Genomic DNA, 20,079 nt, shown 5'->3' with positions numbered 1-20,079 from the left:
CGCCGCACCGGAACCACAGCACGGTCCGGAGCGTTTCGTCAATGGTTGAGAAGCGTATCGTCCCGGATCTCCGAGGGCCCGTTCCGCAGGGAAGGGACGAACACGCGGCCGGGAAGCGGTAACACTACAAGGTGTCCGTTCCTTGGGAGAGCCTCTAGACTGTCCGCCATGTCCCTGCTCACCAAGATTGGTGGTCCGCGTGACCTGCGAACGCTCTCGCGCCGCCAGCTGACAAGTCTCGCTTCCGAGATCCGCGGCTTCCTCATCAACCGGGTCAGTCGCACAGGTGGGCACCTGGGGCCGAATCTCGGTGTCGTCGAACTCACCCTGGGCATTCACCGGGTCTTCAACTCGCCTCACGACCCGATCATCTTTGACACGGGGCACCAGTCATACGTCCACAAGATCCTGACGGGGCGGGCTGAGGGGTTTGAGCATCTCAGGCAGCGGGGAGGACTTTCCGGCTATCCGTCCCGCTCCGAGTCTGAGCACGACTGGGTTGAGAACTCCCACGCCTCTACGGCCTTGTCCTGGGCCGAGGGCCTCGCCAAGGGATTTCGCCTGCGCGGGGAGGAACGCACCGTGGTCGTGGTGGTCGGGGACGGAGCGTTGACGGGGGGCATGGCCTGGGAGGCGCTGAACAACATAGCAACGCAACCCGACCTGAGGATCGTGATCGTAGTCAACGACAACGGTCGCTCCTACACCCCGACGGTCGGCGGGCTTGCCGAGCACCTTTCCGGGCTGCGTACCGACCAGCGCTATGAACGTACCCTGAGCTTCATCAAGAACAAGCTCAACCGGGTGCCGTTGCTGGGCAGGCCCATCTACGACCTCCTGCATGGATTCAAGACGGGCATGAAGGACATTCTTGCACCGCAGGGGATGTTCTCCGACCTTGGGCTGAAGTACACAGGCCCGATTGACGGGCATGACATCCGCGCTGTCGTCAGTCATCTTGAACGTGCTCGCCACTTCGAGGGACCAGTGCTGGTTCATGCCATCACCCAGAAGGGCAAGGGCTTCAAAGCTGCCGAGGAGCATGAGAGGGATCAATTCCACGCCATCGGGAAGATTGATGAGGTGACTGGCCAACCGCTCAGCGATGCCGTTCAGGCAACTTGGACTGATGCCTTCAGCGAGGCCATGGTGCGGATCGGGGAACGCAGGCCGGATGTCGTGGCCATCACAGCTGCCATGCTGTATCCCACGGGGCTCGGCCGGTTCGCGGCGGCTTTCCCCGACCGGGTCTTCGACGTCGGGATCGCAGAGCAGCACGCAGTGGCCTCCGCGTCTGGCCTGGCCAGAACGGGTTTACACCCCGTGGTCGCGGTGTACGCCACCTTTTTAAACCGGGCCTTCGATCAGGTTCTGATGGACGTGGCCCTGCACGGCGAAGGGGTTACCTTCGCGCTGGACCGGGCTGGGATCACTGGGACAGATGGGCCAAGCCACAACGGCATGTGGGATCTCTCGTTGTTTGGCCTGGTTCCCGGCATCGAGATCTCAGCTCCGCGGGATCAGCCGCGGCTGGTTGCCGCACTGGAGCGAGCAGTGACAGTCCAGGACGCTCCAACGGTGTTGCGTTACTCCAAGGAACGACTCCCAGACGAGATACCAGCCATAGCGACCCGGGGCCTGGGACGAGACCAGGTGGATTTGCTGCGCATTGATGCCGGTGCGCGGCTGCTGATCATAGGCTACGGTCAGTTCGCGGGCTTAGGGCTTGAGGTGGCTGAGAAACTTGCGGCGGAGGGGGTCGCCTGTTGTGTCGCGGACCCGATCTGGTGCCTTCCTCTCAGCCCCGAGCTGCTTCGCCTGGCGTCCAGGTATGACCTGGTGGTCAGTATTGAGGATGGTCTTATGGCCGGAGGGCTAGGAGAACGACTGAGAGCTAAGCTGGCTGATCATGCACCTGGCGTAAGGATGCTGGCCTTCGGTATCGAGCAGCGATTCCTGAGCCAGGGCACCCGCGACGAGATACTGGCCGAGCTACGCCTGACCTCCAGCGACATTGCGCGTAGTGTGCTTGAGATGGTGGTACGTGCCCAGGATTTGCCTGCGGCTCAGCCGTCTTGAAGGCACTTGTTCAACAGCGGCACCAGGAACTCCACCTGCCAGTCCCGCACCCCTAACCCGGCGAGAGCCTCCCGGAAGTCCTGTCCTTCCTCCCATTCGTAGATACAGGTGGACAAAGTGGCGGAGGAGATCACGAGGCTCGGCTGGATGCCAAGTTCGCCAGCCAATGCGTCCACAGCGGCGCGGGCCTTCTTCCAGAAGACCCAGCGATCCGGATGGCTACGTTCCCAGGAACGTGGCTGCGGTATCCCAGTCGCCTCCGGGCGGCGCTGCGGGTAATCATCCGGGGACATCCTAGAGACTGACTCCAGGGCCCGACTCCAGTGCGCCCGGTATCTTCCGGCGTTCCTGGAGCGGAATCCAGGAACGCCGGCCAACGTCGGTGCGTCTGGTAGAGGACTCTCCTTGTCTGCTTTCGATGCAATACCCACTATCGCGGCGTCAGGTAGTATCCGGGAGGGGGGACGGTCCTTCTGCTGGGCGATAGCCTCTCGTTCCTGCCAGAGCGCCCGGGCTACGGCAAGCTGTACCGGATGTCTCAACCCCTGCAGCCCTGAAAGGCGTCGCCACGGCTCCTTCCGGGGAGCAGAGGGGGTGGTGAACAGGTCCAGCGTGTATGCGAATTCCTCCCGGGCCCAGGAAAGACGCCCGCTGGCGGTCAGCTCCGTGTTCAGGACATCAGCCAGTTCAAGCAGGTAGTCGACATCCAAGGCCGCGTAGATCAGCCAGGAAGTAGGCAGCGGGCGGGTGGCCCAGTTAGCTGCCGAATGAGCTTTGCGCAACCGGATACCGAGTTTGGCCTCCAGCAGGGCAGCGAGTCCGACCGATGGCTCTCCAAGTAGCCGGGCAGACAGTTCGGTGTCGAAGAGATACGGCGGCCGCACACCCACTTCGGTCATGCACGGCAGGTCCTGTGAGGCCGCGTGAATGACCCATGGGGCGTCCGAGCAGGCGCTGACGAGATCGCTGAGCCTCGCTGGAGCCTGCTCCAGGGCAATGGGATCAATCAGCCAGGTCCCGGCGCCTTGCCTGCGGATCTGGAACAGATAAGCTTTCGGCCAGTACCGGTGCCCGTGGGCACGTTCCGCGTCGAATGCGACGGGACCGGTTGCTGTGGAGAGAGCGGAGAGACACTCGTCGAAATGCCCAGAGGTCTCCACCACAGGCCGTAGGGGTTCTCGTGACTGCTCGACGAAATCGCTCATGCACGCCCCGGGAACTGCACCACCCCACGAGGTAGTGGAGGGCGCCCAGATATATGTCCAAGCAGATCCTGCCAGGCACTGAGGTGGACGGTGATCCTGTGGTTCGCATCCAGGACCGGGCTCCAGGAGGCCCGGACCTCGACCTCGGCCTGGCGTGTCCGCAGCTCTCCGAAACCATGCCCATAGGAAGCGGTCACCGTTCCAGCCAGGGCTCGGTGGGCCGCATGGTATTTGGCCAGCGCCTCGGTCAGCCAGGACCACGCCGCCTCAGGCAGCAGTGGATCGGTCACCATCTCCTGGTCAACCTCAGCTCTCACATAGGAGACCAGCCGAAAACGACCCTCCCAGTTCTCGTTTCCCGAGGGATCGTGAAGTAGTATCAGGCGACCGGTGCCCAGCTCCTCGTCATCCTCGACGAAGTCCAGCGCCATGGCTATCGAGAACGGGGCGATCCGTTGGGGAGAGCCAATCTCCTCGGCTTTGATCCCAGAACGCCACTGCATGGTGGCGAATTCTTCCAGTGCATGCTGGAACTCAGGGTCGGCCATGCTGGGAGAAGCGAGAGTCACAGAAGTGAGCCTATGTGTCTTCGCCCGAGCTGGTTTGATGGCGCGCCGGTACAAGTCGCAAGCAGACTGAGTTTATGCAATACCGGTCATCTGTGGGCGTGTCGTATCCCTCGCCGTGGAAGACATGCCCCAAGTGGGAATTGCAGGCCCTGCACCGGACCTCGACTCTGGGGCGGCCGGGGATAGAGCGGTCTTCCAGGTAGATGACGCGGTCCCCAGCAAGTGGCTCGAAGAAACTTGGCCAGCCACAATGAGAGGCAAATTTCGCCTCGCTACGGAACAGCTCGGTTCCGCAGGCCCGGCATTCATAGACACCAGTGGAGGTGGTATCGGTGTATTCGCCAGTGAAGGGAGGTTCTGTTCCGGATTCCCGCAACACGTGGTATTCGAGATCGTCCAGTCGCTTCCGCCATTCCTGATCGGGCAGGTCGAGTGGGAAGTACTCCGTCATGTTCCATCCTCGTGAGGGTCGATGTCCAGCAGCCGCATGGCCGCGAATGCGTAGCGCGCCAGGATCAGCTCGGTCACTCTCGGATCTTCTGTTATCGGGGAGGTCACAGCCAAGGCGCCTGCCCTGATCGCGGTCTGCTGGTGGACACGGAAAACTGGCCCTGACGTCAGAAACAGCGATCCGACGGCAATGTTACGGCGCCCTTGGGAACGCAGGGCATTGATGGCGATCGCAGTCGCACGGCCGGTGATGTCGTTCTGGGCCAGCTGCACGGGAAGCCTGTGGTGTGCCCCCCACTGCCTGGCGCGGCGTGCGAGCAGAGAGCTGCCGCGCATATCTCCACCATCAGGGCAGGCCAAGACCAAAGCATCCACTTCCACTGCATTCGCACGATGTAGGGCATCGCGGAGCTTCGCGTCCAGGACATTCAGCAAATCGATATCCGGGCCGATAGGCCTCGCGATGACGATGCTGAGCCCAGGGTGCGCGGCCTCAACCTCGTCACGGGCATGGCCCAGCACGGGGGAGTGGTCTGTGGCCGACACGAGATCCATCGGGACCATGGCGATCTCCTCGATCCCGGTGGCTGCTAGGGATGTGACAGCCTCATGAACGGTCGGGGTGTTGCTGTTCAGGAGGCCGAGACCCACCTTCAAGTCAGGGCGGAGGCTCGTCAGGTGACCTATCACGACGTCAAAGGAAGCCCGCACCGCTGGGTCGTCGTCACCGCGTGCGACAAGCACTATGCCCGGTGCCGACATTGTTTCTCCTCCTTGCGGCTGGATGGCTTTAATGAGGAGCATCGGTGGGCGATGGCGGTTTCGAACCGCCGACCTCTTCGGTGTGAACGAAGCGCGCTACCACTGCGCCAATCGCCCGTGCAGTGTGCAACTTTACCGCACCTACCAAGGCGGCGCCAATCCTCTAGTGTAGAGATGTTCCCCGACTACCGGAGGTCTGGCCATGGAGGCTGTTTCTGCAGAAAATTCATTGGTGGCCCGCGCGCTCGCCATTGCCCCTACTGGGGTTTTCGTAGGGGGGTCCTGGCGCGAGACTCAGTCAGATTTCGAGGTCCTGAACCCCGCCACAGGACAGGCAATCGCCCAGGTAAGTGACGCGAGTGCGGAGGATGGCATGGCAGCGCTGGATGCAGCTGTCTCAGCGCAGGAGAGCTGGGCACATACTGCTCCGAGGGAGCGTGCAGAGCTGCTGAGGAACCTATTCGAGATCGTTATGGAGCGCGCGGAAGAGCTTGCGGTCCTGATGACCCTGGAGATGGGGAAACCCCTGGTCGAGGCACGTGGTGAAGTCTTTTACGGGGCCGAATTCCTCCGCTGGTTCTCCGAAGAGGCCGTGCGTCTCAACGGCCGCTATTCCACGACCCCGGAAGGCACCTTGCGTATCATCACCATGCCGCGCCCCGTCGGTCCCGTGCTGGCGGTCACCCCGTGGAACTTCCCCCTGGCGATGGCAACCCGCAAGCTCGGCCCGGCGCTGGCAGCAGGATGCACCGGTATCCTGAAACCTTCGAAACTGACCCCTCTGACGGCCCTTGCCTTCGCTGAGGCCTGTCGGCGGGCGGGCATCCCCGACGGCGTGGTCAACGTCGTGGCTACCTCTTCCTCGGCAGCATTGACGGGACCCCTGCTTCATGACCCGCGGCTCCGGAAGCTTTCTTTCACAGGATCGACGGCTGTGGGGAAGGCCCTTTTGCGTGAGGCCGCGGCAAATGTGCTGCGAGTCTCGATGGAACTTGGGGGTTGCGCCCCATTCATCGTCTTCGATGACGCCGACCTGGAACGCGCCGTGGCAGCTGCGAAATCCGCCAAACTCCGGAATATGGGGGAGGCCTGCAACGCAGCCAACAGGTTCTACGTCGCACATGAGCTGGCTGATGAGTTCGCCACGAGGCTCGCCACAGAATTCAGAGGGCTTGTGGTCGGGGATGGTCTCGACCCCGCAACCGATATCGGGCCCATCATCACCTCTGAGCAGCTGCATCGTCTCCGAGGCCTGGTGTCAAGCGCCCAGATGCATGGCTCCCAGGTGCTGGTGGGCGGCGAGGAGATCGCAGGGCCTGGCTACTTCTATCGGCCAACCGTCCTGACTGTCCCCGACCCCGGTGAGCCTGTGGTGTGTGAGGAATTGTTCGGTCCGGTCGCCCCGGTGGTCCCCTTTGACTCCGAGGAGCAAGTGCTCAGCTGGGCGAACGCTTCCCCTGTGGGGCTGGCTGCCTACGTTCACACCGCAAATATCGATCGCGCGCTGCGCATGTCTGAGCGGCTTGAGGCCGGCATGGTGGGAATCAACTCTGCTGCCATCTCGAACCCGGCAGCGCCCTTCGGGGGAGTCAAGCATTCCGGGCTTGGGCGAGAAGGCGGTTCAGAGGGTATCGCCGAGTATCTGGAGACAATCTACGTTGGCATCCCCATCTGACCGGGCTTTTCCCGGTCCGGGGCGCCAGGCGGTCCCTGGACTCTGCCTGACAAGCGGGATTTGCGTAGCCGGGAAAGCCTGCGCTAATGTTCTCTACGCGCCGAACGCAGCAACCCGGGAGGGGAGCTATGGGAAAGTGCATGCGGACGTGGCTCAGTTGGTAGAGCATCACCTTGCCAAGGTGAGGGTCGCGAGTTCGAATCTCGTCGTCCGCTCGGAGACAATACTCCACCCGGTGGAGTGGCCGAGAGGCGAGGCAACGGACTGCAAATCCGTGTACACGGGTTCGAATCCCGTCTCCACCTCGGGCGGTTGGCGCAGTGGTAGCGCGCTTCCTTGACACGGAAGAGGTCGCCAGTTCAAACCTGGCATCGCCCACCAAATTCACCGGAAATACCGAGCCCATGGGCTCGGTTGTTTTGCATTGGAGGTATCCATGAACGAGCCAGCCTTGGTGAAAAATGAAACCGAGCACCGCTATGAGCTGTTTCTGGGTGACCGGCTGGCTGCGTTTGCTGAATACCTGCAGCGAGGCCCGTCCACCGAGCTACCGCACACCGTGACCAAGCCGGAGTTCCGGGGACAGGGACTTGCGGGGAAAGTGGTTGATTTCGCGCTGGCTGATATTGCAGCCGCGGGCAAGAAGGTACGGCCCACCTGCCCCTATGTCGCCAGGCGGATAGCTGAGAAACCTGAGTTCGCGCATCTGCTGGAACGGTGACCCTCCGACCGGACGCTGGGGCTGTCCGGTTCCTGAAGCGGCGTTTTCCGCAGGAGATTCCTCTCTGCCAGTCGTCAGCCGGTGGCCTACACAGTGCCGTCCACGGCCTGCGGCAAGCCTTTCACCCCCTAGCGTGGCTGGTGGCAGAATTGGCGCGTCACCTACGGAAAGGAAGGGCCTCCGTGTCTGCGTCTATCGTCGTTATCCGTGCCGGCTCCCGCGAGAGCGTGGAACTGATGACGACCACCACTACCGGGCTCGATCTGTTCGGCGGCGATCGTGCCGTGGTTGCCATGCGCGTCAACGGGGAGATCCTGGACCTGCAGCGTGAGCTCAGCGACGGCGACGAGGTCACCCCGGTCCTGGCAAGCAGCGATGAGGGGCTGAGCATCATTCGTCACTCCACTGCTCACATGACCGCGCAAGCACTGCAGCATCTGTTCGCTGAGGCGAAACTTGGTATCGGGCCGCCGATCACCGATGGTTTCTACTACGACTTCGCGACCGCCCCGCTCACGCCGGAGGACCTCAAAGCGGTGGAGAAACAGATGGGGCAGATCGTCCGCGAGAAGCAGCGTTTCGTGAGACGGGAGGTCGGTGATGAGGAGGCGCGAAGTGAACTGGCTAATGAGCCCTTCAAACTCGAGTTGATCGCGGACAAAGGGGGCGGCTCGTCGGCTGACGGATCGTCCGTCGAGGTGGGGGAGGGACAGCTCACCATCTATGACAACGTCCGCCGCGACGGCTCCGTTGCCTGGCGTGATCTGTGCCGCGGGCCTCACGTGCCGCACACGGGCTACCTTCAGGCCTTCGCACTCACCAAGTCCAGTGCAGCCTATTGGCGTGGTGACCAGCGCAACACCGGACTGCAGCGTGTGTATGGCACTGCGTGGGCCAGCAAGGAGGATCTGAAGGCCTACCAGACCCGCATGGCCGAGGCGGCCAAACGCGACCACCGCAAACTCGGCACAGAGCTAGATCTATTCTCATTCCCGGACGAGATCGGTTCAGGCCTGGCGGTGTTCCACCCCAACGGCGCAGTGGTGCGGATGGAGATGGAGGACTATTCCCGGCGCCGCCACGTCGCTGAAGGCTACCAGTTCGCCTACACCCCTCACCTGACGAAGGCTTCGCTGTTCGAGACCTCCGGGCATCTTGACTGGTATGCCGACGGCATGTACCCGCCCATGCAGATGGATGAGGAGCGTGACGCAGAGGGCAATGTCCGCAAGCAGGGTCAGGATTACTACCTGAAGCCCATGAACTGCCCCATGCACAACCTGATCTTCCGGTCACGGGGCCGCTCCTACCGGGAGCTGCCGCTGAGACTGTTCGAATTCGGTACCGTGTACCGCAATGAGAAATCCGGCGTGGTACATGGCCTGACCCGGGCCCGGGGCTTTACCCAGGACGATGCCCACATTTACTGCACCCGCGAACAGATGCGCGGTGAGCTGACCAACCTGCTCACCTTCGTCCTGGACCTGCTCAAGGACTACGGCCTGAACGATTTCTACCTTGAGCTGTCGACCAAGAACCCCGAGAAGTTCGTGGGCGATGATCAGGCCTGGGAGGAGGCAACCGAGGTCCTGGCTGAGGTTGCGAAGGCATCCGGTCTGGAACTTGTGCCAGATCCTGGAGGGGCTGCCTTCTATGGTCCGAAGATCTCCGTCCAGACCAAGGACGCCATCGGGCGCACCTGGCAGATGTCCACTATCCAGCTCGATTTCAACCTGCCGGAACGTTTCGCACTGGAATACCAGGCGGCTGACGGTACCCGCCAGCGACCGGTCATGATCCACCGCGCGCTCTTCGGCTCCATCGAACGATTCTTCGGGGTGCTCACCGAGCACTATGCCGGCGCCTTCCCTGCCTGGTTGGCACCGGTCCAGGTCCTTGGCGTTCCTGTTGCCGAGGAGTTCAACGAGTACCTGTCGGAGGTTGCCAGACAGCTGAGAGCCCACGGGATCCGAGTTGATCTGGATTTCTCGGATGACCGGTTCGGCAAGAAGATCCGAAATGCCTCGAAATCGAAGGTGCCATTCATCCTCATCGCGGGCGGTGAGGATCGTGATGCGGGAGCCGTCAGTTTCCGTTTCCGGGATGGCTCACAGCTCAACGGGGTGCCTGTGGCACAGGCGGTGGAGCGAATCCGGTCCCACATCACTTCCCGCGTCAACACTGATCCGGGTGCGGAATGACAGAGCCCTCTTCACGTCTATGCGGCGTTCCCGATGCCTTCCAGCGGCTGTGGACCCCGCACCGGATGGTCTACATAGAGGGGGACAAGCCAGAGGACGAGACTGGTTGCCCGTTCTGTCTGGCTCCCGCGAGAGGTGATGATGACGGGCTAATCGTGGCTCGCGGCGAGCATGCCTTCGTCGTGATGAATCTTTTTCCCTACTCCCCAGGGCACCTGCTGGTCTGCCCCTACCGGCATGTCAGCGGATACGTCGATGCTACGGCTGAAGAAACTCGGGAGATGGCAGATTTCACCCAGCGTGCCATCAGTGTCCTGACACAGGTTTCCCATCCTGACGGCTTCAACATCGGTATGAATCAAGGTGCTGTGGCCGGAGCCGGGATCGCTGCACATCTACACCAGCATGTGGTGCCCCGGTGGGCGGGTGACATGAACTTCATGCCGGTGATTGGCCGTACCCGTGCCCTGCCCCAGCTGCTGGGCGACGCGCGTCAGCAGCTGGCAGAAGCATGGCTGACTACGACCTAGTAGGCTGGCTGGCGTGAAGACAGTCGAGCCTGCCCCTGCCTGGGACACAGACCGGCTGGTGACATTGCCGAATGTGCTTTCCTTCCTGCGCCTGTTGGCCATTCCGGTGTTCGGGTGGCTGATTCTCACTGGCCAGAATCTTGCTGCTGTGATTCTGCTGGCTGTTTCGGGAGCTACGGATTGGCTTGACGGTTTCTTGGCACGAGCCCTTCACCAGACTTCGCTGCTTGGATCCAGACTTGATCCAGTCGCTGACCGTCTTTACATTCTCACCGCAGTGGTGGCAATGGCGTTCCGGGATTTGGTGCCATGGTGGTTCTTGGGCATTCTCGCTGCCCGTGATCTTCTGCTCATATGTCTGCTGCCTTCGCTGCGCCGAAGTGGCCTGCTGGCACTTCCAGTCAACATGGCTGGAAAGGCCGGAACGCTGATGCTGCTGCTGGCTTTCCCATTGATACTGATCGGTTCCCCCAGATCGTTGGGGGTGTCAATCGCCGAATGGATCGGATGGCCCCTTGCCTGCCTGGGGGCACTCGCATACTGGGTGGCGGGCATTCTCTACCTGACGGGCACGGTGAGGCTCGCCTGCGAAAGAGGTGATCACGGTGCGTCCTGACTCAAGTATGAGCCTGCTGAGCGATATCGCCTCGGAGGCTATGGATCCTGAATACCTCACCACGGTAGCCCCGCGACGAAACTCCCGGGCCAGGTTCTTGGCTCTGTTCCTGGTGGCCGCGTTGTTGTCGGTTGCCATGGCTTCCACCACACGTTCCCGTAATGAGGTGGCGGATGAGCGAAACGACCTCTTGTCGCGGATCGCGGCAGAACGACAGCGTCGTGATGAGCTCACGGCAAGGGTGGGGGAGCTCGGCTCGGAGAATGGACGTCTCCGGCAGGAGTCTGTAGCAGATCCAAGCCTCAGAGCTGAATTGCAGAGACTCGAGACTGTCACGGGAGCTGTTGCCGTCAGCGGGCCCGGAATCCAGATACAGGTCAATGATGCCGAGAAAGCCGTCAACGGCCGGGGGGTGATCTACGACTCCGACCTGACACGTCTGGTGAATGGTTTGTGGCAGTCCGGAGCAGAGGCTATGGCAATCAACGGACAGCGCATTACGACACTCACACCAATCCGGTCGGCGGGTTCCGCTATCACAGTGGACTATGTCTCCCTGAACCCGCCCTATTCTGTGGACGCGATCGGAGATCCTACGCGTATGCAAACTCGTTTCGCCCAGACGCCGGCGGCTGCTTGGTGGCAGCATCTTCACGACAACTATGGGATTAGCTATGAGCTGAAGCAACCCGGTGACGATCTGCAACTTCCTGCCGATCCTGCTATCAGTTTGCGATATGCCGAGAGCTGAAGGAGAAGAGCATGCTTGCGCTGGCCGGTCTTGCAGTCGGCGTCGTGATCGGGCTGCTGGTTGAACCAACTTTGCCGGTATTCCTCCAGCCTTATCTGCCCATCGCGATCGTCGCGGCGCTGGATGCCATCCTGGGTGGGACACGATCCTGGCTGGAGGGAGTCTTCTCCGATCGGGTTTTCGTCGTCTCGTTTCTTTCAAATGTCCTCATCGCAGGACTGATTGTCTTTGTCGGAGACCAGATCGGCGTCGGATCCCAGCTCTCAACGGGGGTGGTTGTTGTGCTCGGAATCCGGATCTTCAACAATGCGGCCGCAATCCGTAGGGCGGTGCTCCATGCCTGAGCAGACCCCGAAACGAGCCGCCGAGCAGATCGGCCACGTAGATCTCCGGCGGGCTTGGCGCGCTTTCCTCAAGCCCGGACGCGGGCAGTTGCTCGTCGGCGCAGTTCTTTGCCTCGCGGCACTGCTCGTGGTCTGGACTCTGCGTTCGCAGGCATCACAACCTGACTATTCCAACCTGCGCCGCACGGACTTGATCCAGTTGCTCGACAACCTGTCCGCTGAGACACGACGCCTCGAAACCGAGGTCAGGGAGCTCACCACCACTCGCGATCAGCTTGAGTCGGGGGCAGCTGGTGCGAAAGCCGCTGATGATGAGGCAAGGCACCGGACCGAACAGCTGCAGATCATCTCGGGGACTGTGCCCGCCTCTGGTCCTGGAATCCATATAACGATCCAGGATCCCCAGGGGGCGGTCACCCCCGAGCTGCTGCTGGATGCGCTGGAGGAGCTACGCGATGCGGGTGCCGAGGTGGTCGAGTTCAATGACTCCGTACGCGTGGTGGCAGGAACCTGGATCGACCGCGACTCGCAGGGTCGCGTCATGGTAGATGGCGCTGTGCTGACGATGCCCATCGTCATCGAGGCCATCGGTGACCCAGCGACCCTTGAGGCTGGTGCTAGGTTCAGGGGCGGCCTCGTGAGCGAGGTCGAGGGCAGCCGTGTGCAGGGGAGTGTGGAGATCAAGCAGATGAGCAAGATTTCCGTGGATTCTGTGGTCTCTCCAGGCGCGCCAGAATTCGCCAAACCGAAATAGCATGGCAGGCTTGTCAATCCACCGTCCCTCGATAGGCTTGGGACAGCTTGGATGGCGATCAGTATGGAAAGGGGGCCACCGATGACGGGGGTCAGGAACCACCGCCAGGGGGATCTCATGGATTCGAGGAACGACACCACCAGCGTTCTCGCGGCTCTCACGGACGAGCATCTGTCCGCCATTGGAGCGAGCGTCGCCGCCAATGCGGCTGACCTGGCTCCTGGAAACGCGCTGATGATCGTCACCCGCGGCGGAGTTAAGGAATCCCAATTCTTGATCGACTCCGATGTGACCACTCTGGGACGGCATCCCGAATCCGATGTCTTCCTCGACGATGTGACTGTCTCGCGCCACCATGCGAAGCTGGTGCGGGTCGGCGGCGAGTTGATGCTGGAGGATCTGGGGAGCCTCAACGGCACGTACATCAACCGGGTCCTCATTGACGGTCGCGCCCAGGTGCATCACGGCGACGAGATCCAGATCGGCAAGTACCGGGCCACGATTCTGTTGAGCGAGGCCGGGCGGAGTTGATGCCGGTCGCGCCGCGCACGATCGGTCAGGTCCTGGAATCAATCCGGGGTGAGTTTCCGGACATCTCAGTATCCAAGGTGAGGTACTTGGAGAACGAAGGACTGATTTCCCCAGAGCGGGACCATCCTTCCGGTTACCGGCGCTTCTATCCTTCTGATGTTGAGCGGCTGTTGTTCGTGCTACGTGCTCAGCGCGACAGATATCTACCGCTCAAAGTCATCCGTGAGGAACTCGCAGCCATGGACCGGGGAGAACTGCCCTCCGAGAACGTGGAAGTACCTGCACCACCCTCCGCACCTGCTCCAGAGGTCCCAGAACAGCGCAGGCAGTCATCGGGTAACCAGCGTCAGCTGTTCACCCGCCGGGAGCTGCTATCAGAGTCCGGTCTGGGGGAGGCCGCCCTGATTGAACTAGAACGTTTGAAGGTGATCTCACACAGGAGAGGCACCCAGAGATACGGCCGGGAGATGCTGGCTCTCGCAGTGGCCGCTAAACGCCTCGGGGACTACGGTGTCGAGCCCCGTCAGATGCGCGTACTCCAACAGTCGGCATCCCTGGAGGCAGCACTCGTCGAGCAGGCCATCAGCCAGTATCAGGGGCGGCAGGGAGTTCCCAAGGAGGTTCTCCGGGAGGTGTACAGACTGGTGGTCAATGCGCATAGCGGCATGATGTTTTCACAGCTGTTCGGCTGAGGCCAGCGTAGGCTGAGGACATGGTTGAGCTGTGGGTGGTTGGAGTCCAGGTCGGTGATGAAGGTCCGGTTCTGCTGCTGCGTGAAAGCGATGGGGACCGGATGCTGCCGATCTGGATCTCCGCAGTTGACGCTGCCGCCATAGCGGTCGCACTGGATGAGGACCAGTTTGCCAGGCCACTCACTCAGGACCTGCTCGCGGAAGTCCTCACCAAGCTGGCTGGGGATTCGCAACCGCGGCTGACCATCAAGTCGATGGAGGACGGGGTTTTCCTCGCCGAGATCGCGGTGAGCGATGTGGCATTCGATGCCAGGCCCAGCGACGTCGTCGCTGTGGCTGTCAGGAGAGGCTGGAAAGTTCACTGCCCAGCTGAGCTGCTCGATGAAGCCGGCATCTCCGCGGAGGTCGCCCAGGCCGATGAGGTTGAGAGGTTTAGGGAGTTCCTGGACCAGGTCCATCCTGAGGATTTCTAGTCCCGCCGCCGGGGCCTTCAGGTGTGGCTCTCTAGAGGTGGGGAGCCAACTATGAACCCTCGCTGGAGGGTTTAGAATCGACAGCGGTACCGGGCGGGCGTGTCGTCCACACCCGAGGCGTCCTACGGTTAGCGTCAGTTATGCCGAGACCGTAGGCAGGGAGGATTAGGGGCTGACCATAGTGGCTGAGGGAACCAGGCCGACAAACGAGGCGCCGTTGCAGGACACACTGTTCGACGGTGACTTCGCGCCTGTGTCGAAGGACCTTGGCTTCCGTGGCCCGGTCGCCCACAAGGTTGCTGGGATCACTTACCGGCAGCTCGACTACTGGGCCCGGACTGGTTTAGTCGTGCCCGAGATCCGTGGGGCATCCGGCTCGGGGTCGCAGCGTCTCTATTCCTTCCGTGACATCCTCCTGCTGCGGGTGGTGAAGCGTTTCCTCGACGTCGGGATCTCGCTCCAGCAGATCCGGGTCGCGATAGAACACCTGCGGGCACGTGGGGTGGATGACCTGACTGAGTTGACACTGGTCAGTGACGGATTCAGCGTCTATGAGTGCACCTCCGCCAACGAGCTCTTCGATCTCACCAAGGGCGGGCAGGGCATGTTCCTGATCTCTGTGTCGAGCGTCTGGCAGGAGATCGAGGGGACTCTGGGTGAACTGCCCAGTGAACGTGTGACGCAAGCATCCCCACATCCTGAAAACGAACTCGAATCCCGCAGAAAGACCCGGACCGGGTGACAGACTTCTCCATTTTGCCATGGCGCAGTTCACCGCGGCTGCGAAACGATACAGCAACCGCCATGGCCCACAGCATGCCGCCGCCATCACCTGGCTGATTCGCCTGATCCTCATCCTACTGCTGTGCTGGTCGCTTTTTGCTTTTCTCTTCTGGACACCCCTGGGGACCCCAGTTCAGCCCAGACACTGGCTGGCGGCCTCCCTGGGAGGTGCAATGGTCACTACGCTGCAGCAACTGGCAGGGCTGCTGATTGGGTTTTTCACGGTTAACCTAGCCGCCGTGGTTTTCGGTCCCATGATTGTGGGCATGGTGCTTTTTCAACCTGCTGGCGATGATTGTGCTTCTCTGCTCAGCCTGGGCTGGAGAACGCAGCGCTGATGGTCATGAGAACGACACCACCGGTTCTGAGGACCGGGAGGAATGCCCGCCCAGGGAGCTACCCGACCCAGAGATCCTCATGCCAGTCGATGTTGCGGCGCAGGGAATCCGGCCTGGGTTGAGGGTTGGTTACGTCATGGGAGCGGCCACCGGTCTTGGCATCGGTGCTGCGGTGGCCACTCTGCTGACGCAAAGGCGCCGCCACTGATCAGTGAGGTGCCGAGGCTACTGGGGCAGGCTGGCCAATGACTCCCAGCATGTCAGTGAACCAGGGCAAGGTGATGTCGAAGGGCTTGCCGCCCTTGATGCGGTCGAACGCGATTGCGGTCAGTTCATCGCTGTTCTCCTCGTCCTGTCCGATAACCCCTGGACGGCCGGCGAGTGCACAATCGACCGCCAGATCTGTGCACTGCTTGATGAGGGCCAGATCGGCATCGTTGGCGGCCGCGGAGCGGGAGAAGTAGCCCGACTTCTGGATCATGACCTTCTCGGCGCCCAGCTTCTCGGCGAACTTGTCCCCGAACCATTTCCCGGGATTCACCTTGTCGAGTTTCACGTGACCGAACGGGTCGCGCGGCACTTCTTCACCAGCTGCCTCCATCTCAGCGACGATAGCTTCCAGGCCAGCCCCCTCAGACAAGAAGATGGTGACGTTACCCACCTCGTCCATCACCTTATTCAGGCGTTCCGCCTCGGCTGTGATGTCGATGACGGCCTCGGGGACATAGACGGCGTGGATGTCCCAGGCCTGTTTCGACAACCCGATCTCGGGAACCCATTCCTGGCTGTCCAGCCACTTACGGTACTCGGATGCGGTGGCGGCTGTCAGCCAGCCGCAGTGGCGTCCCATTACCTCATGGACGATCAGCATCCGGGAGCCCGAGTTGTGCTCTGCCACGATGTTCTTGGCAAAAATCGCTCCCTGCTCCGCCGCCGTCCAAGCGCCCAGTGACTGACGGATCGGGATCACGTCGTTGTCAATGGTCTTGGGAAGCCCCACCACAGTCAGCGGGTAGTCATTGTCCGCAAGGAAGGCCGCCAGATCTGCAGCTGTGGTGTTGGTGTCGTCACCGCCGATCGTATGGAGAACATCCACGCCGTCTGCGACAAGACGATCGGCAGCCACCTTCAACGGGTCAGCACCCTCAGCCACCAGGCCTCGTTTCACGAGATCCTTGATGTTGGTGAGCTTGACCCGCGAATTGCCGATCGGAGAGCCGCCGAACAGGTGCAGCAGATGTGCCTTGGCACGTACAGTCTCGTCGATGACGAAGTAGTCACCCTGTAGAAGACCCTGGTAGCCATGCTTGTAGGCGATGATCTCCACCCCGGGAGCCACCTCGGTGTAGCGCTGGATGAGACCGCCGATAGCTGAGGAGAGGCACGGCGCAAAACCACCGGCTGTGAGAATGGCTACCTTCTTGACCATGAACATTCCTTTCAGGATCGATTCTGGAACCTAGCCTAGCCGCCCAACCCGTTCTGGTGGCAGGATGGTTCAAGTGGTCTGAAGGGATGCATATGATTCCCAGAGCATCGGAGCGAGGAAGCTCCGTGGCAGTGGAGGCAGCTCTAGTGTTGCCTGTTGCAATGCTGTTCGTCGGCCTGGTGATCGTGATGGCGGGACAGGCTCTAGCCCAACAGGCGGTCACGGCTGCCGCTACCCGGGCAGCACGCGTGGCCTCACTCGAGAGCTCACAGGCCTCCGCAGAACTGGCTGCCCGGAACGCAGCAGTAGCCGAACTCGGCAGCTCTCACATCACCTGTACCGACACCCAGGTAGCTGTGGATGCCAGGGGTTTGGCTTCGCCCCCTGGGACAGTGGCTTCGGTGACGGTGAGGATCGTCTGCCAGGCAAATTTTCCAGTGTCATTGCCGGGTTTCCCGGCTCACCGCTCCCTGGTGGGGGAGGGAGTATCCCCAGTCGACACCTACCGAGGCCGGGATGGTTAGAAACGATCAGAGAGGCTTGACCGGGAGTGTTCAGGTCGCCCTTCTACTGCCGCTTGCGGTTCTGGTCTTGCTGGCGACACTGCAGTGGGCCTTGCTGTTATGGGCCGAGTCGACAGCCATGGCCGCCGCGCAGGACTCAGCTCGCGCCGCAGCTGCTCTGGGAGCTTCCGAGGCTGATGGGCAGGCAGCGGGGGAGCGAGCGGTTTCAAACTCGGGTATCGGCAATGTCACTATCGCCGTTTCCAGAACCACGGGTTTCTCCAACGCCGTCGTGCGGGGCGCAGCCATCCGCGTGCTGCCCTTGGTAGATGTCACGGTGCGCCAGGAAGCCATGGTGCCGGTTGAGAGAACCAGATAGGGCTTTGTAGGCAAAAAGGTTCTGCCAGGCGTGACCATAAACGGCTTTCAGACGGCGGGCAGGAGTTCAGTGGAATGACACTGCAGCTGCCGTACTTGGAGGGCCACCGCCAGGATGGCCCATCGAGCACATGCCACATCGCCGGTCCTCATCTGCGAGATCTCCTGGCGAGGTCCTCACATGGAGTTCCGGGAGCTGAAGAGAGCTATGGTGAACGCGTGGCTCAGTACTATGACGTCCATCCTGAAAATCCGCAGCCCCGCACTCTCAACCAGATGGTCCAGATCCTTGGAGATGACGGCCTGATCGCCTACCCGACTGATTCCTGTTATGCGCTGGGCTGCGCTCTGGGCAATAGCTCCGGCATAGAGCGCATCAGGCGCATCCGGCATCTGGGGGACAAGCATCACTTCACCCTGGTGGTCTCGGAGTTCGCCCAGCTCGGCGCTTTCGTCGAGATGGACAATTGGGTCTTCCGGGCCGTCAAAGCCGCCACTCCCGGGCCCTACACCTTCATCCTGAAGGCCACCCGCGAGGTACCTAAGATGATGCAGCACCCGAAGAAACGAACGATCGGGGTGCGGATCCCGAAGCACCGGACCACCCTCGCCCTGCTCGATGCTCTCGGCTCACCCCTGGTGAGCTCAACGCTGCTGTTGCCAGATCATCCCGAGCCACTCGCGGACGGCTGGACCATCAAAGAGCTGCTCGATCACGAGGTGGATGCCATCCTGGACTCCGGTGACTGCGGCCTGACCCCCACGACCGTCGTGGATCTCAGCGGAGAAGAACCGGAGGTCGTGCGTATTGGCGCGGGAGACCCGGCTCCTTTCCAATGATCAGCGGCAGAACGTGACGCGGCCGCCAAGCATAGTGAGCAGCACCATCCCAGGACCGGCGGTGAGCACCATGTCTGCGGGTTGCCCGATACTCAGCGAGGTCCGGCTGCTGGCGCGCAGACCAGCCAGGGGAGTGAGTGCCTGATCTGGCCGGTAGGGGCGGTGACAGGCAGCTTCGATAGCCTTCCAGGGATCAAGCGGTGCAACCGGTGCATCAGAACCGAAAACAACCCTTGCCCTGGCCCGTAACAGGTCCAGCATCGGGTAGGCACGTCCTTTGGCATCAGGCCAGACCCGGTCGACGACACCGGCATCCTCTAGCTGATGCGCAGGCTGGATACTCGCGGTCAGCTTCAACTGGGCGAAGCGGGGAAGATCGACTGGGGCCACGCACTGCACGTGCTCGATGGAACCCCGGGCCCGTGAGATTTCAAAAGCGTCCAGAGCATCATGACAGGCGGCGTCTCCGATGGCATGAACCGCGGCCTTGAGCCCAGCCTCACGGGCACGCCGCAGCACAGCGGTCAACTCTGGCCGCGTGTACTTGGGCATCCCATTCGGGTAGCCCGGTAGAGGGTTGGGGTAGGGCATGATGCAATGCGCAGTCCGGCTGCCCATCGAACCGTCAGCGATGATCTTGAGAGGGCCAACCTTCAAGTTCTCAGCCAGTTGATCACCGGTCTTGACGCTCATGGCGATCAGGTCGTCGAGTTTGTCGGGATAGGTGGCGGCCTCTACCCGCAAGCCCAGAGACCGGGATGCCGCACGCCGCTGCCAGGCTTCGACTGCCCAGTCTGATGAGTAGTCGACAATACCGACGATCCCTCGTGACGCCGCTTCCTGCTCGGTTGCCTGTACGGCGTGTTCGACTAGATCGAGGTACCGGGACATGAGAATGCGGATCGCTGAGAAGGCCTCTTCCTCCACGAGAAAGCCTGTCGGGTGCCCTGAGGCCCCTGCCTGTTCGAGAGCCGGGGTGTTGCACCAGACGCTGTGAAGATCACGGGAGATCAACGCGACCGGGATGGCGGCGGTGATAGCGTCGAGGTCGGCCGCTGCCGGGGGAGCGGGCCAGGTTGCTGACCGGAAACCATAACCGATCAGTCGTGGCGGCCGGTGTCGTAGATGATCCTCCACCGCCGCAAGGATCTCCGCTTGCGCCGCCTTGTGGGAGAGCCGCGTGCACTGGCCTATCAGCGATGCCAGCGAGAAATGGACGTGGTTGTCCCACAGCCCGGGCATCAGGTTCGCGCCATCGGCGTCGAAGTCGCCGTCCCCGACGCCTGCGGTCGGCTCTATGGCGGTTATCACCCCGCCGACCACGGTGATGTCCAAGGGTTCGCTGTATGGCCCGGTTCCCAGGCCCGGCACAGGACGGGCTCGGGTAATACGAAAGCTCTCCACAAGCCGGAATTCTGCCATGAGCATCCAGCCAGGTTGGCGGCCATAGACTGA

Annotated in this window: 24 protein-coding genes and 4 tRNA genes; 21 read left to right on the top strand and 7 right to left on the bottom strand. The window is 61.7% G+C overall.

All coding sequences use genetic code 11. The features are described 5' to 3' along the window. Positions 1-168: 168 nt before the first annotated feature. Positions 169-2,079: a 1-deoxy-D-xylulose-5-phosphate synthase gene (dxs, locus tag SK1NUM_RS07635; RefSeq protein WP_212320892.1), complete on the top strand. Its 1,911-nt coding sequence runs from the start codon at positions 169-171 to the stop codon at positions 2,077-2,079. On the opposite strand, the gene SK1NUM_RS07630 is transcribed toward dxs, so the two are convergent. The 5 genes from SK1NUM_RS07630 to SK1NUM_RS07610 all read right to left on the bottom strand — a co-directional run bounded on the left by SK1NUM_RS07630 (position 2,067) and on the right by SK1NUM_RS07610 (position 5,182). Continuing rightward, positions 2,067-3,284, bottom strand: coding sequence for an HRDC domain-containing protein (locus SK1NUM_RS07630; protein WP_212320891.1), 1,218 nt, complete (start codon positions 3,282-3,284; stop codon positions 2,067-2,069). The two genes, dxs and SK1NUM_RS07630, sit on opposite strands and share 13 nt — an antisense overlap. After that, positions 3,281-3,853 carry a DUF3000 domain-containing protein gene (locus tag SK1NUM_RS07625; RefSeq protein WP_223927413.1) on the bottom strand — a complete coding sequence of 191 codons (573 nt, stop codon included), beginning with the start codon at positions 3,851-3,853 and terminating at the stop codon, positions 3,281-3,283. The genes SK1NUM_RS07630 and SK1NUM_RS07625 overlap by 4 nt, the downstream gene beginning before the upstream one ends. A gap of 10 nt (positions 3,854-3,863) precedes the next feature. After that, positions 3,864-4,304, bottom strand: coding sequence for a peptide-methionine (R)-S-oxide reductase MsrB (msrB, locus tag SK1NUM_RS07620; protein ID WP_212320890.1), 441 nt, complete (start codon positions 4,302-4,304; stop codon positions 3,864-3,866). Next, positions 4,301-5,065: a sirohydrochlorin chelatase gene (locus tag SK1NUM_RS07615; protein WP_212320888.1), complete on the bottom strand. Its 765-nt coding sequence runs from the start codon at positions 5,063-5,065 to the stop codon at positions 4,301-4,303. Before SK1NUM_RS07615 ends, msrB begins: the two co-directional genes overlap by 4 nt. Before the next feature lie 45 nt (positions 5,066-5,110). Beyond that, a tRNA-Val gene (locus tag SK1NUM_RS07610) sits at positions 5,111-5,182 on the bottom strand. Between the two features lie 85 nt (positions 5,183-5,267). Here SK1NUM_RS07610 and SK1NUM_RS07605 point away from each other — a divergent pair. The 17 genes from SK1NUM_RS07605 (at position 5,268) to SK1NUM_RS07525 (ending at position 15,682) form a co-directional block, all read left to right on the top strand. Next, positions 5,268-6,740, top strand: a complete 1,473-nt coding sequence (locus tag SK1NUM_RS07605) for an NAD-dependent succinate-semialdehyde dehydrogenase (protein WP_212320886.1) — start codon at positions 5,268-5,270, stop codon at positions 6,738-6,740. 142 nt (positions 6,741-6,882) lie between these two features. Further along, positions 6,883-6,955: transfer RNA gene (locus SK1NUM_RS07600), tRNA-Gly, on the top strand. Positions 6,956-6,974: 19 nt separating this feature from the next. Further along, positions 6,975-7,045, top strand: a tRNA-Cys gene (locus SK1NUM_RS07595). A 1-nt stretch (position 7,046) separates the two neighbouring features. Beyond that, positions 7,047-7,121, top strand: a tRNA-Val gene (locus SK1NUM_RS07590). A 55-nt stretch (positions 7,122-7,176) separates the two neighbouring features. Further along, complete coding sequence (locus SK1NUM_RS07585) at positions 7,177-7,461, top strand: GNAT family N-acetyltransferase (protein ID WP_212320884.1); 285 nt, start codon at positions 7,177-7,179, stop codon at positions 7,459-7,461. A 182-nt stretch (positions 7,462-7,643) separates the two neighbouring features. Next, positions 7,644-9,662, top strand: a complete 2,019-nt coding sequence (gene thrS, locus SK1NUM_RS07580; protein WP_212320882.1) for a threonine--tRNA ligase — start codon at positions 7,644-7,646, stop codon at positions 9,660-9,662. Next, positions 9,659-10,192 carry an HIT family protein gene (locus tag SK1NUM_RS07575; RefSeq protein WP_212320880.1) on the top strand — a complete coding sequence of 178 codons (534 nt, stop codon included), beginning with the start codon at positions 9,659-9,661 and terminating at the stop codon, positions 10,190-10,192. Before thrS ends, SK1NUM_RS07575 begins: the two co-directional genes overlap by 4 nt. Positions 10,193-10,205: 13 nt before the next feature. Further along, a complete protein-coding gene (locus tag SK1NUM_RS07570; protein ID WP_212320878.1) occupies positions 10,206-10,808 on the top strand; it encodes a CDP-alcohol phosphatidyltransferase family protein in 603 nt (200 codons plus the stop codon). Then, complete coding sequence (locus SK1NUM_RS07565) at positions 10,798-11,559, top strand: DUF881 domain-containing protein (RefSeq protein ID WP_212320876.1); 762 nt, start codon at positions 10,798-10,800, stop codon at positions 11,557-11,559. The genes SK1NUM_RS07570 and SK1NUM_RS07565 overlap by 11 nt, the downstream gene beginning before the upstream one ends. 11 nt (positions 11,560-11,570) lie before the next feature. Beyond that, positions 11,571-11,903, top strand: coding sequence for a small basic family protein (locus SK1NUM_RS07560; RefSeq protein WP_212320874.1), 333 nt, complete (start codon positions 11,571-11,573; stop codon positions 11,901-11,903). Further along, positions 11,896-12,657, top strand: a complete 762-nt coding sequence (locus SK1NUM_RS07555) for a DUF881 domain-containing protein (RefSeq protein WP_212320872.1) — start codon at positions 11,896-11,898, stop codon at positions 12,655-12,657. The genes SK1NUM_RS07560 and SK1NUM_RS07555 overlap by 8 nt, the downstream gene beginning before the upstream one ends. A 117-nt stretch (positions 12,658-12,774) precedes the next feature. Next, complete coding sequence (locus SK1NUM_RS07550; protein ID WP_223927411.1) at positions 12,775-13,188, top strand: FHA domain-containing protein; 414 nt, start codon at positions 12,775-12,777, stop codon at positions 13,186-13,188. After that, complete coding sequence (gene ftsR / locus SK1NUM_RS07545) at positions 13,188-13,880, top strand: transcriptional regulator FtsR (RefSeq protein ID WP_223927408.1); 693 nt, start codon at positions 13,188-13,190, stop codon at positions 13,878-13,880. Before SK1NUM_RS07550 ends, ftsR begins: the two co-directional genes overlap by 1 nt. A gap of 20 nt (positions 13,881-13,900) precedes the next feature. Next, positions 13,901-14,353: a bifunctional nuclease family protein gene (locus tag SK1NUM_RS07540; protein ID WP_212320866.1), complete on the top strand. Its 453-nt coding sequence runs from the start codon at positions 13,901-13,903 to the stop codon at positions 14,351-14,353. Between the two features lie 178 nt (positions 14,354-14,531). Further along, positions 14,532-15,095, top strand: a complete 564-nt coding sequence (locus tag SK1NUM_RS07535) for a MerR family transcriptional regulator (RefSeq protein ID WP_396020932.1) — start codon at positions 14,532-14,534, stop codon at positions 15,093-15,095. A gap of 19 nt (positions 15,096-15,114) precedes the next feature. Beyond that, the gene (locus SK1NUM_RS07530; RefSeq protein ID WP_212320864.1) at positions 15,115-15,474 is read left to right on the top strand and encodes a hypothetical protein; all 360 of its coding nucleotides are present in this window, start codon (positions 15,115-15,117) and stop codon (positions 15,472-15,474) included. Then, a complete protein-coding gene (locus tag SK1NUM_RS07525; protein ID WP_212320862.1) occupies positions 15,428-15,682 on the top strand; it encodes a hypothetical protein in 255 nt (84 codons plus the stop codon). Before SK1NUM_RS07530 ends, SK1NUM_RS07525 begins: the two co-directional genes overlap by 47 nt. On the opposite strand, the gene SK1NUM_RS07520 is transcribed toward SK1NUM_RS07525, so the two are convergent. Continuing rightward, a complete protein-coding gene (locus tag SK1NUM_RS07520) occupies positions 15,683-16,903 on the bottom strand; it encodes a pyrophosphate--fructose-6-phosphate 1-phosphotransferase (protein ID WP_212320860.1) in 1,221 nt (406 codons plus the stop codon). It abuts the gene before it with no gap. An 86-nt stretch (positions 16,904-16,989) separates the two neighbouring features. Between SK1NUM_RS07520 and SK1NUM_RS07515 the strand changes: the two genes are divergently transcribed. The 3 genes from SK1NUM_RS07515 to SK1NUM_RS07505 all read left to right on the top strand — a co-directional run bounded on the left by SK1NUM_RS07515 (position 16,990) and on the right by SK1NUM_RS07505 (position 18,624). Next, entirely contained in the window at positions 16,990-17,427 is a 438-nt protein-coding gene (locus tag SK1NUM_RS07515) for a TadE/TadG family type IV pilus assembly protein (RefSeq protein ID WP_338579507.1), read from the top strand. A gap of 16 nt (positions 17,428-17,443) precedes the next feature. Continuing rightward, on the top strand, positions 17,444-17,785 hold the full coding sequence (locus SK1NUM_RS07510) for a TadE/TadG family type IV pilus assembly protein (protein ID WP_212320856.1): 342 nt from the start codon (positions 17,444-17,446) through the stop codon (positions 17,783-17,785). A gap of 218 nt (positions 17,786-18,003) precedes the next feature. After that, positions 18,004-18,624 carry an L-threonylcarbamoyladenylate synthase gene (locus tag SK1NUM_RS07505; protein WP_212320854.1) on the top strand — a complete coding sequence of 207 codons (621 nt, stop codon included), beginning with the start codon at positions 18,004-18,006 and terminating at the stop codon, positions 18,622-18,624. On the opposite strand, the gene SK1NUM_RS07500 is transcribed toward SK1NUM_RS07505, so the two are convergent. Continuing rightward, a complete protein-coding gene (locus SK1NUM_RS07500) occupies positions 18,625-20,052 on the bottom strand; it encodes an amidohydrolase (protein WP_212320852.1) in 1,428 nt (475 codons plus the stop codon). Positions 20,053-20,079 lie beyond the last annotated feature (27 nt).

Source organism: Arachnia rubra (genome assembly GCF_019973735.1).
Classification (GTDB): domain Bacteria; phylum Actinomycetota; class Actinomycetes; order Propionibacteriales; family Propionibacteriaceae; genus Arachnia; species Arachnia rubra.
Note: the sequence above shows the minus strand (reverse complement) of the source record. Positions and strands in the feature narration are given on the sequence as shown.

Bases quoted from the DNA above. Each gene is read 5' to 3' on its own strand.
- SK1NUM_RS07630 (WP_212320891.1), bottom strand. From the start codon at position 3,284: ATGAGCGATTTCGTCGAGCAGTCACGAGAACCCCTACGGCCTGTGGTG.
- SK1NUM_RS07575 (WP_212320880.1), top strand. From the start codon at position 9,659: ATGACAGAGCCCTCTTCACGTCTATGCGGCGTTCCCGATGCCTTCCAG.
- SK1NUM_RS07550 (WP_223927411.1), top strand. From the start codon at position 12,775: ATGGATTCGAGGAACGACACCACCAGCGTTCTCGCGGCTCTCACGGAC.
- SK1NUM_RS07540 (WP_212320866.1), top strand. From the start codon at position 13,901: ATGGTTGAGCTGTGGGTGGTTGGAGTCCAGGTCGGTGATGAAGGTCCG.
- SK1NUM_RS07530 (WP_212320864.1), top strand. From the start codon at position 15,115: ATGGCGCAGTTCACCGCGGCTGCGAAACGATACAGCAACCGCCATGGC.
- ftsR (WP_223927408.1), top strand. From the start codon at position 13,188: ATGCCGGTCGCGCCGCGCACGATCGGTCAGGTCCTGGAATCAATCCGG.
- SK1NUM_RS07520 (WP_212320860.1), bottom strand. From the start codon at position 16,903: ATGGTCAAGAAGGTAGCCATTCTCACAGCCGGTGGTTTTGCGCCGTGC.
- msrB (WP_212320890.1), bottom strand. From the start codon at position 4,304: ATGACGGAGTACTTCCCACTCGACCTGCCCGATCAGGAATGGCGGAAG.
- SK1NUM_RS07515 (WP_338579507.1), top strand. From the start codon at position 16,990: ATGCATATGATTCCCAGAGCATCGGAGCGAGGAAGCTCCGTGGCAGTG.
- SK1NUM_RS07555 (WP_212320872.1), top strand. From the start codon at position 11,896: ATGCCTGAGCAGACCCCGAAACGAGCCGCCGAGCAGATCGGCCACGTA.
- SK1NUM_RS07585 (WP_212320884.1), top strand. From the start codon at position 7,177: ATGAACGAGCCAGCCTTGGTGAAAAATGAAACCGAGCACCGCTATGAG.
- dxs (WP_212320892.1), top strand. From the start codon at position 169: ATGTCCCTGCTCACCAAGATTGGTGGTCCGCGTGACCTGCGAACGCTC.
- SK1NUM_RS07605 (WP_212320886.1), top strand. From the start codon at position 5,268: ATGGAGGCTGTTTCTGCAGAAAATTCATTGGTGGCCCGCGCGCTCGCC.
- SK1NUM_RS07615 (WP_212320888.1), bottom strand. From the start codon at position 5,065: ATGTCGGCACCGGGCATAGTGCTTGTCGCACGCGGTGACGACGACCCA.
- SK1NUM_RS07560 (WP_212320874.1), top strand. From the start codon at position 11,571: ATGCTTGCGCTGGCCGGTCTTGCAGTCGGCGTCGTGATCGGGCTGCTG.
- SK1NUM_RS07500 (WP_212320852.1), bottom strand. From the start codon at position 20,052: ATGCTCATGGCAGAATTCCGGCTTGTGGAGAGCTTTCGTATTACCCGA.
- SK1NUM_RS07525 (WP_212320862.1), top strand. From the start codon at position 15,428: ATGATTGTGCTTCTCTGCTCAGCCTGGGCTGGAGAACGCAGCGCTGAT.